The 13,942-nt window shown below is 54.2% G+C and carries 9 protein-coding genes; 5 read left to right on the top strand and 4 right to left on the bottom strand.

Annotation, left to right across the window (positions count from 1 at the left end):
* Positions 1-187: 187 nt before the first annotated feature.
* Both aqpZ and panS read left to right on the top strand, forming a co-directional pair.
* Positions 188-892 carry an aquaporin Z gene (gene aqpZ, locus KUE00_RS21205; protein ID WP_246762373.1) on the top strand — a complete coding sequence of 235 codons (705 nt, stop codon included), beginning with the start codon at positions 188-190 and terminating at the stop codon, positions 890-892.
* A 426-nt stretch (positions 893-1,318) separates the two neighbouring features.
* Positions 1,319-2,236 (top strand): ketopantoate/pantoate/pantothenate transporter PanS, encoded by a 918-nt coding sequence (gene panS, locus KUE00_RS21200; protein ID WP_246762371.1) that lies wholly within the window; start codon positions 1,319-1,321, stop codon positions 2,234-2,236.
* A 32-nt stretch (positions 2,237-2,268) separates the two neighbouring features.
* Here the strand turns inward: panS and KUE00_RS21195 are convergent, their stop codons facing one another.
* The 4 genes from KUE00_RS21195 to KUE00_RS21180 form a co-directional block, all read right to left on the bottom strand.
* The gene (locus KUE00_RS21195) at positions 2,269-3,891 is read right to left on the bottom strand and encodes a Na/Pi cotransporter family protein (protein WP_246762369.1); all 1,623 of its coding nucleotides are present in this window, start codon (positions 3,889-3,891) and stop codon (positions 2,269-2,271) included.
* 216 nt (positions 3,892-4,107) lie between these two features.
* Positions 4,108-7,788 (bottom strand): methionine synthase, encoded by a 3,681-nt coding sequence (gene metH, locus KUE00_RS21190; protein ID WP_246762367.1) that lies wholly within the window; start codon positions 7,786-7,788, stop codon positions 4,108-4,110.
* Between the two features lie 205 nt (positions 7,789-7,993).
* Positions 7,994-8,923 carry a homoserine O-acetyltransferase MetA gene (gene metA / locus KUE00_RS21185; protein WP_246762365.1) on the bottom strand — a complete coding sequence of 310 codons (930 nt, stop codon included), beginning with the start codon at positions 8,921-8,923 and terminating at the stop codon, positions 7,994-7,996.
* Between the two features lie 105 nt (positions 8,924-9,028).
* Positions 9,029-9,880, bottom strand: coding sequence for a LysR family transcriptional regulator (locus KUE00_RS21180; RefSeq protein ID WP_246762363.1), 852 nt, complete (start codon positions 9,878-9,880; stop codon positions 9,029-9,031).
* Positions 9,881-10,042: 162 nt separating this feature from the next.
* On the opposite strand from KUE00_RS21180, the gene KUE00_RS21175 reads away from it, so the two are divergent.
* Genes KUE00_RS21175 through KUE00_RS21165 form a run of 3 tightly spaced genes read left to right on the top strand, consistent with a single transcriptional unit; the run spans position 10,043 to position 13,822 of the window.
* Positions 10,043-11,248, top strand: coding sequence for a M20 family metallopeptidase (locus tag KUE00_RS21175; protein WP_246762361.1), 1,206 nt, complete (start codon positions 10,043-10,045; stop codon positions 11,246-11,248).
* Positions 11,248-12,048, top strand: coding sequence for a transporter substrate-binding domain-containing protein (locus KUE00_RS21170; protein ID WP_246762359.1), 801 nt, complete (start codon positions 11,248-11,250; stop codon positions 12,046-12,048). Before KUE00_RS21175 ends, KUE00_RS21170 begins: the two co-directional genes overlap by 1 nt.
* A 46-nt stretch (positions 12,049-12,094) precedes the next feature.
* Positions 12,095-13,822 (top strand): M28 family peptidase, encoded by a 1,728-nt coding sequence (locus tag KUE00_RS21165; protein ID WP_246762357.1) that lies wholly within the window; start codon positions 12,095-12,097, stop codon positions 13,820-13,822.
* Positions 13,823-13,942 lie beyond the last annotated feature (120 nt).

Genomic DNA, 13,942 nt, shown 5'->3' with positions numbered 1-13,942 from the left:
AAAACCGGGCTTTGCCCGGTTTTTTTTACTTTAGCCGCTGCCCGTTTTCTTATCTTTACCCCACCTCACCTCATAGTTTGATCTGCCTCAAAGCTACTGCATAAATTCATCCTCACACCGTCCATTCTCGGTTCCGTTGAATTGCGGGTGTAGCAAGCCAGGGATAATCGCGGCGTCAAATCAAACTATGGAGTCTGTAATGCGTAGGTTAGTTGCTGAAGCGCTGGGAACCTTTGTTCTGGTTCTTGGTGGATGTGGTAGTGCGGTTCTGGCCGCGACGTTTCCCGGACTGGGCATTGGCTTTGCTGGCGTCTCGCTGGCGTTCGGGTTGACCGTCTTGACCATGGCTTATGCCGTAGGCCATATCTCGGGCGGCCATTTTAATCCGGCGGTCACGCTGGGCCTGTGGGCAGGCGGCCGCTTTCCCGCCTCACAAATTTTTGCTTATGTTCTGGCGCAGGTGGTCGGCGGCGTGCTGGCGGCGGGCGTGCTTTATCTGATTGCCAGCGGTCACGCCTCTTTTGATGCGGCAGCAAGCGGCTTTGCGGCAAATGGCTATGGCGAGCATTCGCCGGGCGGCTTTTCGCTGCGTTCCGGCATGATAACGGAAGCCGTGCTGACTGCCGTTTTCCTGCTGGTGATCCACGGTGCCACCGACAAGCGTGCGCCAAAAGGATTTGCTCCAGTCGCTATCGGCCTGGCGCTGACGCTGATTCATCTTGTCAGCATTCCGGTGACCAACACGTCGGTTAACCCGGCCCGGAGTACCGCCGTGGCAATCTTTCAGGGTGGCTGGGCACTGGATCAGCTCTGGATGTTCTGGGCAATGCCGATTGTCGGCGCTATCGTTGGCGGCCTGATCTATCGTGGTTTGCTGGCTGAGAAGGAGTAATCTGCGGCGACGGTATTGCTGGCTGACAAAGAGTGAGCTGCGGCGACGGTATGCTGGCTGACAAAGAGTGCTCTTCGGCGACGGCATTGCTGGCTGATAAGGAGTGAGCTGCGGCGATGGCATTGCTGGCTGACAAAGAGCAATCTTCGGCGGCGGCATGGCTGGCTGACAAAAAGTAATCTTCAGCGGCGGATGCTGTTCGCCGCTTCCTGCCTTTTTCCGGTTTTAACGCGCTGGCAGCTTTGCCTGCATGTATGGATGACTTCCCGATCTGCTTTTCCCGAAGGCGCGGCTTTCCGACCTGCCTGCTGCCGGGCTTCAAGCCTTCTTTTCCTGGCCGCTAATGTTATGATTCAACGTCCGCTTTTCCCCCGTTCCGGGAAAACGGCTCATCATACTAATACAACATCAAAAGGAAGTCTGGCTATGCTCGCCACCGTTACCCGGCTGTTCCCTTTATGGGCAGTCCTGCTTTCCCTTGCCGCTTATTACACGCCAGCCACCTTTCTGGGGATTGGCCCGTGGGTGACTTATCTGCTGATGCTGATTATGTTCGGCATGGGCGTTACGCTGAATATCAACGATTTTAAACGCGTATTAACACGCCCTGCGCCAGTCATCGCCGGAACTTTTCTCCATTATCTGGTCATGCCGCTGGCCGCGTGGGCGCTGGCAAAGCTGTTTAAGATGCCGCCGGATCTGGCCGCCGGTATGATCCTTGTAGGCAGCGTCGCCAGCGGCACGGCTTCTAACGTAATGATCTATCTGGCCAAAGGTGACGTCGCGCTGTCGGTCACTATCTCTTCCGTTTCTGCGCTGGTGGGGGTTTTTGCCACGCCGCTGCTGACCAAACTCTATGTGGATACGCATATTCAGGTGGACGTTGTCGGCATGCTGTTAAGCATTGTGAAAATTGTGGTGGTGCCTATCGGCATCGGCCTGATTGTTCACCATACGATGAATAGCGTAGTCAGACGCGTAGAGCCTTACCTGCCCGCTTTTTCTATGGTCTGTATCCTGCTGATTATCAGCGCCGTGGTGGCGGGCAGCCAGGGCTTTATCGGCTCGGTCGGCCTGGTGGTCATTGCTGCGGTTATTCTGCATAACGCGATTGGCCTGCTGGGCGGCTACTGGGGTGGAAAGCTGTTTGGCTTTGATGAGTCGACCTGCCGTACGCTGGCGCTGGAGGTAGGCATGCAAAACTCCGGCCTGGCGGCAACCCTGGGCAAGCTTTACTTTTCCCCGCTGGCGGCGTTGCCCGGCGCGCTGTTTTCCGTCTGGCACAACCTTTCCGGCTCGCTGCTGGCGGGTTACTGGTCTGGTAAACCTATCAAGAAAAAGTAGCGCTGTTTCCCCTGCATCATGCAGGGGAACTGCTATTCCTCTCGCTCGTCGTCGGGCTGCTCCAGTACGCTGTAGGCTACGGCGCAAAACAGTGAATTCAGACGGTTCATATCGCCCAGCAGCCCCAGATGCAGCGAACTGGTTTCGATGCTCTGGACGTTCTGCTGATGCAGTCTGTCCACATGCTTATGGGAATAGCGGCGGTTAGTGATGCGAAAGCGGTATTTGGCTCGACGCAGCCGTTTGGCACTGGTGATATCTCGCGATAAAAAGACCGACAGGCCGAGGCGCAGGTTAGCGTTAATTTGCTCAAGCAGGGCATCCAGTTCACCCAGCCCCTCCACAGAAAAATTACGGTTCACGTTTAATGACTTATCTACTACCGAGCCGCTCATCCGCTCCAGGATATCCCCGGCCATCTCCAGGTTCAGCGCCATTTCAATAATTTCTGCCCAGCGCCGCGAATCCTCCTCCGGCAGATCTTCTTTTGGCATTTGCGCCAGATAGAGTTTGATAGCGGTATAAAGCACATCCACATCATCATCCAGCCTGCGTATTTCCCGCTCCTCCCGTAGTTCGCCATGCACCACTTTGCTGAAGGAGTTCAGCATTTGCTCCAGCACGTCGCCCATACGCAGCGTTTCGCGTGAAGCATTTGCCAGCGCCAGCGCGGGGGTATCAAGCGCACCGCTGTCCAGGTGTTTGGGTTTTAACCGCAAATCGGTTTCCGGTTCTTCCCGGATAAGACGACGGCATAAGTCGGCCATCAGATCGGTAAAAGGCACCATCAGCAAACAGCGAAGAAGGTTGTAGAAGACGTGAAAGAAAATAACCAGCTCTTCGTTGTTTACCGGCAGCTTTTGCAGCCAGACTGCCAGTAAATCGATAAAAGGCAGGACAATCAGCGAACCGATAAATTTAAACAGCAGGCTGCCCAGCGCCACCTGTTTGCCTGCGGCATTGGAAGTACTGTTGTTCAGCATCGCCAGCAGGCCGCTGCCCAGATTCGCGCCAATCACCAGGCATAACGCCACCTTAAAAGAGATAACGCCGGTCGCAGTCAGCGTCGCGGTAATCAGTACCGCCGCCAGGCTGGAATAGCTGATAATGGCGAAGACCGCGCCAATCAGCGCATCAAGCATTACGTCGCCCGTCAGCGAAGAGAAGATGACCTTGACGCCCGCCGCCTCGGTAATGGGTTTAGCCGCCGCGACGATCAGCTGCAGCGCCAGCAGAATGAGTCCCAGTCCGATACTTGCCCGGCCAAGCTGCCCGGCGCGCGTCTGCTTGCGCCCCAGAAAAAAGACGACGCCAAAAAAGATAAACAGCGGTGAAAGCCAGGAGAGGTCGAACGTTAAAATACGCGCCATCAGCGCGGTCCCGACATCTGCACCCAGAATAATAACCAGCGCGGGGGTCAGCGCCACCAGCTCCTGCGCGACAAAAGAAGTGACCAACATTGTGGTGGCATTACTGCTCTGGACCAGCGCGGTAACGCCAATTCCGGCCACAAAGGCGAGCGGTTTTTTCTCTACGCTCCGGCTAAGCACACGACGTAAATCTGCGCCATAAACTCGCATTATGCCGGTACGAACAATGTGCGTTCCCCAGACCAGTAACGCGATGGCGGAAAGTAAGTTAAGCAGGGTTAGCACCGATATTGACCTCACTATTTTCAGACCTGACAACGCAAACGGACGTTTGCGTTATGACCATCTCAGTTTAGCCGCTTTATCGAAAAAGCTTCGTTATCAGCGTGATATTAAAAGCCAGAATGGACAGGCCGTGAAGCGGCGGCGTCGGTTGCTCTCGTAGAAAGCGAAGAGAAGGAGAAAGGCAGGGCGGTTCTTTCCGCCCCTCCCGATGAAGACTTAGTCTGCGTCATAGCCAAGATTCGGAGCCAGCCAGCGCTCAACTTCGCTCACCGACATGCCTTTGCGCCTGGCGTAGTCTTCAATCTGATCGCGCTGAAGCTGGGCAACGGCAAAATATTTACTTTGCGGATGGCTGAAGTACCAGCCGGCGACCGACGCGCCAGGCCACATGGCAAAAGATTCGGTCAGCTTCATGCCGGTGTGCTTTTCCACTTCCAGCAGCTGCCAGATGGCGGCTTTTTCCGTATGTTCGGGACAGGCCGGATAGCCGGGCGCCGGGCGGATCCCCTGATAGTTTTCCCGAATTAGCTCTTCATTGCTCAGGTTTTCCGTGGGCGCAAAGCCCCAAATCACCTTGCGCACGCGCTCATGCAGATATTCCGCAAAGCCTTCCGCCAGGCGATCGGCCAGCGCCTTCACCATGATTTTGTTGTAATCATCGTGCGCCATAGCGAAAGCTTCGGCCAGCGAGTCTTCTTCCAGGCCACCGGTCACGGCAAAGGCCCCCAGATAGTCCGCTTTGTGGCTGGAAGCGGGAGCGATAAAGTCGGCCAGACAATAGTTAGCAAAGTCCGTTTTCTCGGTTTGCTGACGTAAGTGATGGCTTACTTGCATAACATCCTTGCGCGACTCGTCCCGATAAATAACGATATCATCGCCGACGCGATTGGCCGGGAAAATACCGACCACGCCACGCGGAGTAAGCGCCTGCTTCGCGCTTAGCTCATCCAGCATGGCGTTGGCATCGGCAAGCAGCCGCGTCGCCTCTTTACCAACGATTTCATCTGTCAAAATGCGCGGATATTTACCGGCTAACGACCAGGTCATAAAGAACGGCGTCCAGTCGATATAGTGGCGCAGCGTTTCTATGTTAGCACTTACTTCGCTTACACCCAGCCGGTGGGGTACGGGCGGCGCATAATTCTCCCAGTCCAGCGCCAGCTCGTTGGCTCTGGCTACCGCCAGCGATACCGGCGGCGTTCGCGGTTTTTTACGTGCGTGCTGAATGCGCACCGTTTCATACTCTTTACGCGTGCGGGCAATAAAATCAGCACGTTGAGTAGCAGACAGCAGCGCTGAAACCACGCCGACTGTTCGTGAGGCGTTCTGCACATACACCGTCGGGCCGCTGTAGTTTTGCTCGATTTTCACTGCCGTATGGGCTTTTGAAGTAGTGGCCCCGCCTATCAGCAGCGGCAGCGTGAAACCCTGCCGCTCCATCTCTCTGGCGACGTTGACCATCTCATCCAGCGACGGCGTAATCAGTCCGGAAAGGCCGATCATATCCGCGTTGTGCTCTCTGGCAGTTTTCAGAATTTTATCGCCGGGCACCATCACGCCAAGATCGATAATTTCATAGTTATTGCATTGCAGCACGACGCCAACGATGTTTTTACCAATGTCATGCACATCACCTTTTACCGTCGCCAGCACGATTTTCCCGTTAGTGCTGCCCTTCTCTTTGCTCGCCTCAATATAAGGCTCCAGGTAAGCCACCGCCTGCTTCATTACGCGTGCGGATTTAACAACCTGCGGCAGGAACATTTTGCCTTCGCCAAACAGGTCGCCCACGACGTTCATGCCCGCCATCAGCGGCCCCTCGATGACCTCTATCGGGCGGCTGGCGTTCTGCCGCGCCGCTTCGGTGTCCTCTTCGATAAATTCGGTAATACCTTTGACCAGCGAATATTCCAGCCGCTTTTCTACTTCCCAACTCCGCCATTCCGCCTGCGGTTTGTTTTCGTCATCCGCTTTGCTACCGCGATATTTTTCCGCAAGGTTTAGCAGCCGCTCCGTACCGTCTTCACGACGGTTCAGCACCACGTCCTCTACCGCATCGCGCAGTTCAGGCGCCAGATCGTCATAGATAGCCAGCTGGCCAGCGTTAACTATCCCCATATCCATGCCGTTGCGAATGGCGTAGTAAAGAAACACCGCGTGGATAGCTTCCCGTACCGGATCGTTACCGCGAAAAGAGAATGAAACGTTGGAGACGCCGCCCGAAATCAACGCATGCGGCAGCTCGCGCTTGATATCCTCACAGGCACCGATAAAGTCCATTGCATAGTTGTTGTGCTCTTCAATACCGGTGGCAACGGCAAAAATATTGGGGTCGAAAATAATATCTTCCGGCGGGAAACCCACCTCTTCGGTCAGAATTTTATACGCGCGGCGGCAGATTTCGATTTTGCGTTCGCGCGTGTCCGCCTGACCAGCTTCGTCAAACGCCATGACCACCATTGCGGCACCATAGCGACGCACCAGGCGGGCGTGGTGGATAAAAGTTTCGACGCCTTCCTTCATGGAAACGGAGTTAACAATGCCTTTGCCTTGAATGCATTGCAGACCCTTTTCAATAACCTCCCATTTGGAAGAGTCGATCATCACCGGCACGCGAGCGATATCCGGCTCGCCAGCAATCAGGTTGAGGAAGCGCACCATCGCCGCTTCGGCATCCAGCATGCCTTCATCCATATTGATATCGATGATCTGCGCGCCGCTTTGCACCTGCTGCAGCGCCACTTCCAGCGCTTCGTGATATTTTTCTTCTTTAATCAGCCGCTTGAATTTTGCCGAACCGGTGACGTTGGTTCTCTCGCCCACGTTGACGAACAGCGTTTCCGGGCGGATGGTTAACGGCTCCAGGCCTGCGAGCCGACAGGCAACGGGCAAGTCTGGCAGCGGACGTGGCGCGACCCCTTCGACCGCAGCGGCCATCGCAGCAATATGTGCCGGCGTGGTGCCGCAGCAGCCGCCAACGATATTCAGGAAGCCGGACCGTGCCCATTCGCCAATCTGTTCCGCCATGATTTGCGCATCCAGATCGTATTCGCCAAAGGCATTCGGCAGGCCCGCATTGGGATGTGCGGTAACGTAGCTTTCCGCAATACGCGACAGCTCAGCGACATACTGACGCAGCTCGTCCGGCCCCAGCGCGCAGTTAAGGCCAAACGATAGCGGCCGGGCGTGACGCAGCGAGTGATAGAAAGCTTCCGTGGTCTGGCCGGAAAGCGTGCGGCCAGATGCGTCGGTAATGGTGCCGGATATCATCAGCGGCAGCGTGATGCCCTGCGCGTCGAACTCGCTCTGTACGGCGAAGATAGCCGCTTTGGCATTCAGCGTGTCGAAAACCGTCTCGATCATAATAATGTCGACACCGCCCGCCATCAGCGCGCGCGTGGATCCCCGATAGGCTTCCACCAGCTGATTAAAAGTGACGTTGCGGAAAGCGGGATCGTTAACGTCCGGGGAGATAGAACAGGTACGGTTAGTTGGCCCTAACACACCGGCGACATAGCGCGGTTTGTCCGGCGTTCGCGCCGTCCACGCGTCGGCACACTCGCGCGCCAGCTTCGCCGCCGCGTAGTTAATTTCTGCCGACAGCGATTCCATCTGGTAATCGGCCATTGCGACAGGGGTGGCGTTAAAAGTGTTCGTTTCCAGAATGTCCGCGCCCGCCTGGAGATAGGCGTGATGAATTTCACCTATGACATCGGGCCGCGTCAGCACCAGCAGATCGTTGTTGCCCTTCAGGTCGCTTTGCCAGTCAGCAAACCGTGCGCCGCGAAAATCTTCTTCGCTCAGCCGATAGCTTTGGATCATTGTGCCCATGCCGCCATCCAGCACCATGATGCGCTGTGCCAGCTGCTGATGCAGCGCTTGCGTTCTGTTACTCACTCCGGCCTCTTTGTCACTTAGCGGTATGATGTCTGCGTTTCATACTGGCATAATTTTTGAGCAGGTCAAAGCGGGCAATATTCTCCGGAGAGAGTGATATTGATAACGCCGTTAACGCTTAATTTTATGGAATATCCGTGAAGCTCTATCTGCGAAGCATTGCGAGGAAATAAAAAGGCCAGCGTAGTAGCTGGCCCCCTTTCTGCTATTCCAGCGTAGGATTCATATGGCGCAAATCGAACGGCGTAATCTGGTAGACGTAGTAATTCAGCCAGTTAGAAAACAGTAGGTTGCCGTGGCTGCGCCAGCTGGCACGCGGCGGCAGCTCCGGATTGTCCTGCGGGAAATAGTTATAGGGTACTTCCGGATTTAATCCGGCTTCGTAATCGCGGTGGTATTCGCCAGACAGCGTTAACGCATCATATTCCGGATGACCCGTGACAAACGCCAGCCGCTTATCTTTGCTGGCAAACAGGTAGGCGCCCGTTTCTTCAGATTCGGCAAAGATTTCCAGATCCGTATAGTCGCGCAGCAGATGCGTCGGGAAATCTGCATAGCGAGAATGCGGTGCCAGGAAAGTATCATCAAAGCCGCGGGTTAATAGCGCGTGCGGATGCAGTATACGGTGGTCATAAACGCCCGACAGTTTCTTTTCGCGCGTCTGCTTAGGGATACCATAAAGAATATTCAGCGCAGCCTGCACGGCCCAGCAAACGAAAAGCGTGGAGGTAACGTGCTCTTTTGCCCAGTGCAGCACGCGCTGGATCTGCGGCCAGTAGGCCACGTCATCAAAATCGACCAGCCCCAGCGGCGCGCCGGTGACGATAAGGCCATCATAGTTATTGTTCTGAATATCCTCAAAATTACAGTAGAAGTTATTCAGATGTTCCATCGGGGTATTGCGCGATTCACGGCTGTCGATACGCAGCAGCTGAATATCAATCTGCAACGGCGAATTGGAAAGCAGACGCAAAAACTGGTTTTCCGTCTCGATCTTCTTTGGCATCAGATTCAAAACCAGCACTTTTAACGGACGGATTTCCTGATTGCTGGCACGCGAAGAGGTCATAACAAAGACATTTTCGTTGCGCAGAAAATTCACGGCTGGTAATTCATCGGGTACCCTAATCGGCATAGCCTGTTTCCTCAACTAACCATTTATACGTTTAGACATCCAGATAGCCAAAGATAGCGGGTTGCCCGGTAAATGTCGAGAGCTCATGCAGTAGTTGAAAATGTTTCATCTGTACTCGCTAAATAGCTCGACAAAAGGCAGCGTCACGGCTGCGTCCGCGCTGGCATGGCGGTACAGCAGCCACGTCCGGCTCTTTACCGGTTCATCGCCCACGAAAAGCGGCACGCGAAACAACGACTCCGCCAGCGGCTGATAGCTGGAGACAATTGCGTAGCCCATTCCCCGCTCCACCATCGCCAGGCAGACTTCCAGCTTGTCTACGTTCATGGTTATATGCGGCGCGGTGGAATAGCTGGCATTCCACCACCTTTCAATCAGGCGCGTAATATGGCCACCATGATTAATTTTAATTTGCGGCAGATGCGGCAACTGCGCTAAATCCAGTGGCTGGCGGCTGATCAGGTAATAGTTATCTTCATTCACCAGCCGTTTCCCCTCTTTCCAGCCGTAGTCATCCTTAACCAGCGCCAGATGCACATCGCCACGCTGTAGCCTGATATACATTTCTTCGCTAAGGCCGCTGACCAGCCTGACGCTGATCCCGGGATGCTGCTGGCTAAACTGATGCAGTAAATCGGGCAGGCAATAGGCGGCAAAGTTACTGGAGACGCCAATACGTAATTCTCCCTGCTGCGGGCCGTTCAGGTTTTGTAGCGTCGTTTTGAGCAGCTGTAGCTCAGCAAGCACGGTTTCAGCATGCTGCGCCAGGTAGCGACCCTGAGCGGAAAATGCCAGGCCACGCCCGTTTTCTTCAAATAGCTGCACAGACAGTTTGCGCTCAATCTGCTTTAGCCTGTAGCTCAGGGCGGGCTGTGAAGTAAAAAGCTGCTCCGCTGCGCGAGTAATGTTTTTGTACTGCCATACGGTCCGGATGATTAACCAGTCTTTTTCGTTCATCGCGCCCTCTGCATCGCCAGAAATCGTACTACCATAAAATATTTTTTGCTCAGGCGGTGCAAGCCATAAAAAAGCTCAATTGGGAATTGAGCAGGAAAAAGCCTATATCTGGTTAACGTATTAATTTCACAGAAATTAACTGCACCGGATCAGGGAAAAATCATGCCTGTATGCACCAAAAACGCGCAGAAAGATAAAATTATTTATGCCGTCGACACTATTGCGCCAGCAATACGAGCGCTGGCGCTGGATCTGCATCAACACCCGGAACTCAGCTTTGAGGAACACCGTTCGGCTGCGGCACTGATCGCACCACTGCGTGAAGCAGGATTTACCATTGAAACAGGTACGGCAGGACTGGAAACGGCCTTTCGCGCCAGCTGGCGAACGGGTCAGGGCGGCCCGACCATCGCCTTTTTAGCCGAGTATGATGCACTGCCAGATCTGGGCCACGCCTGTGGTCACAATCTGATTGGCAGCGCCTCGGTGGCGGCTGCGCTGGCTTTAAAAGCGGCAGAGCTGGACTTTAATGGCTGTATTGAGGTCATCGGGACGCCAGCAGAGGAAGACGGCGGCGGTAAAATCATCATGGTAGAAAAAGGCGTTTTTAAGGATACGGACGCCGTAATGATGTTTCACCCACGAGAGAAAAATATGGTCGTGCGCGGCGCTCTGGCCTGCCACGATTCAACGTTTAAATTTTACGGTAAAGCTTCTCATGCTGCATCCGCACCTCAGCTGGGGATCAGCGCGCTGGATGCGGTTATCCATACCTTTAACGGCATTAACGCCCTGCGTCAGTTTTTTACCGATGATGTGCGCGTACATGGCGTAATCACCAACGGCGGCAGCGCCGCTAACATCGTTCCCGCCTATGCAGAAGCTAAATTTATCCTGCGCGCGGCTACCGTGGGCGGCCTGAGCGAGGTACGCCGCAAGGTTTACGCTGCGGTAAAAAGTGCAGCGGAGATGACCGGCGCCCGAGTGGAAATCGAAGAAGGCCTGATCTACGCCGAGCGCAACAATAATCTGGCTCTGGCGGCCAGCTTTACCCGCAATCTGGCGATGCTGGGTGAGGAAAACCACGCTATACCGCAAAGCGGTGGCGTCGGCTCATCCGATATTGGCAATGTCAGTCAGGTGACGGCGGCTATTCATCCCTATTTGCGCATCGGCGACGTTACGCCGCATACGCCAGAGTTCGCTGCTGCGGCAGGTTCGCCAGCAGGCCTGGACGCTATGCTGACCGCCGCAAAGGCGCTGGCCATGACGGCTTACGATTTATGCCACGATGAGGCTCAGCTAATAGCCGTCAGAAATGAATTTATCGAGTGGCAATCACAAACGGTACGGGCAGGAGAAAAATAATGAAAACTTCGATTTTGACGCTGGCGACGCTGGCCCTGTGTTGTTCTTCGGCGCTGGCAGCAGGCGAAACCCTGCGAGTGGGGGCGGATTTGAGCTATCCGCCTTTCCAGTACCGCGATGTTAACGGCACGCCCACGGGCTTTGAAGTGGATATCACTAATGCCGTTTGCAAAGCCGTAGCGGTGAAATGTGTTTATGTTGTTAGCAGCTTTGATGCCGAAATCCCGTCTTTAATGGCCAAAAAGGTCGATTTCATCTCACCGCTGGGCGCCACGACGCGGCGTAAGGAATCGATAGATTTCAGTAACTTTATCTATCACGTTCCCTCGCAGCTGGTAGCTCGTAAAGGTTCAGCTTTGCAGCCAACAGTAGAATCTCTGCAGGGCAAAAATATCGCTGTGCAGCAAGGTTCTATCCAGGAGATGTACGCCAATAAATATTGGGCGCCTAAAGGCGTTAGCGTAAAAACCTATCCCGATCAGGACGTCATTTACCAGGATCTGGCAGCGGGTCGTCTTGATGGTGCGCTTAGCCCGTCGGTGGCCGTTACCTTTGGCTTTTTACAAAAGCCAGAAGGTAAAGAGTTTGCGCTGACCGGTCCGGAAGTGCGTGATGAAGTGCTATTCAGCATCGGTTCAGCCTATGGCGTGCGTAAAGGGGATGAGAAAACACGGGCGTTGCTGAATGAAGGGCTGGCGAAGATTATGGCCGATGGTAGCTGGCAGAAGATTAAGCAGCACTACTTTGGCGATATTGAAATGAAGGTGACCAGAACGGGCGCGCAGGAAGCGGTGAAATAAATCTTATGCCATGGGAAGGCGGTACGACGAACAAGATGGGGGCTGTATGCAGCTAAGTGAACCGATCCAGGCAGAACTTGTTCCTCTGATGAACCGGGTCCTGGACCAGTTTCAACACCTTAACCGCCTTTCCGGCAGCGAAGGTGCCGAACGTGCAGTCGATTTCCTTATGCAGCAGCTTAGCGCTACAGGCCTCTCTCCGGTACGTGAAACCTGTGAGCTTTATCTCAGCGATCCGCTTGCAGGCTCGCTGATTTTGCCTGACTTTCCACACTGGCAGGGAGAAGCAAAAACTCGCTCGTTTTCGGCAAACTGTCCGGCCGGGGTAACGGGCGCGCTGGTTTACGATCGACAATCTCTTCACCCGATTAGCGACCTGGAGCGGACAGCCTGGGAAACATCGGTACGTGGAAAAATCGTTATCGCCGACCAGGCTTTTGAGGATTACGTTCAGCGTCTGTGCCAGGCGGGGGCTGTCGGTCTGGTGCATATCTGGGGATCGCCAGAATCAGCCCTGCACGAAGAAACGGTGGGGCCGGTTTGGGGAACGCCGGTACCCGACGATATGGCGCTGTACCCCACTCTTCCCGTTATTTCTGTTAACCATCAGCAAGGCAGAGAATTACTGGAAATAATAAATATGCAGCAAGAGGTGTTAGCCTGTCTTTCCACCAGGCTGAATGAGCATGTTGCCTGCTGTAGCCTGCCTGTTGTTACTATCCGTGGCGAACTTGATGAGTTTGTTTTACTTTCCAGCCATTACGATTCCTGGCATGAAGGCGTAACCGATAATGCAACGGGTAACGCACTCTGTGTCGCCGTAGCGGCGTATTTTCATCAGCATCAACCTCTTTTAAAGCGCGGACTACGCATTGCATGGTGGCCGGGCCACTCCAATGCCCGCTACGGAGGATCTACCTGGTATGCCGATCGCTATCGTCATGAGTTACAGCAGCAGTGCGTGGCTCATATCAATGTGGATTCTCCCGGCTGTAAGGGTGCAACAGAAGTTGTTGTGAATGCCAGTGGCGCAGAAAATCCTGACTTTTTACAGCGAATTGTCGGTCAGATAACGGGCAAGCCTGCCCGACGAATTATCCCTCCGGGAAAGGGAAGCGATCACTCTTTTTGGGGATGTGGTATTCCATTGCATTTTGCTTTTCGTGAAGAGCCGGAAATTGCTGACAGCCAGTCGCCTGGTAGCGGCGGTGGATGGTGGTGGCATACTGAATATGATACGCGCGACAAAGTTGATGATGCGATTCTCTGGCGCGATTGCCAGATCCATATCGGCTGGCTGGCGCAGCTACTCGGTGACGAAGCGCTACCTGTAGATCCGTCAGGCTATTTGGTCTTACTGTTGCAGGAGCTGAAGCAGTTGCAAGTTTCACTGGATGTGCAGTTTGATCTTGCGCCGATCGGCGACGAAATTCGGCGATTGCAGCAGAAAATTGCAGATATCGGTGACAGGTATAAAAATCCAGAAACAGGTCAAATTATCTGTCGAGCCGTCTCTTTATGGCATCGCGTTCGCTATAGCTCAACCGATGATTTTCATTATGACCGAAGTTATCGCGGCGGCGCTTTTGCTGGCCTACAGATTCTACGCGGGCAACGGCGCCACAATACAGCTCCGCTCACGTTCCTTACCATGACGACCCAGTTTATACGTCAGCGCGACAGAGCTATAAGTTTGCTACAGCAAAGTGGCGAGTTACTGGAAAGTATTCCGGTCTCCGACATCAGGCAGGATTTTATCAGTGCAGAAATGTAAATAAAGGGAGTTTCCTGACGCGCAAATGCAGAGTACTGCCCTGAGAAGCGACTTTCTGACACATAAGTGCGAAATGCTGTCCTGAGAAGCGGGTTTCCCGGCGCACAAATGCAAAAAACC

The organism is Erwinia phyllosphaerae (genome assembly GCF_019132875.1).
In the GTDB taxonomy this organism is placed as follows: Bacteria; Pseudomonadota; Gammaproteobacteria; order Enterobacterales; family Enterobacteriaceae; genus Erwinia; species Erwinia phyllosphaerae.
The sequence above is the reverse complement of the archived record's forward strand: the minus strand, read 5'-3'. Positions and strand labels throughout refer to the sequence as shown.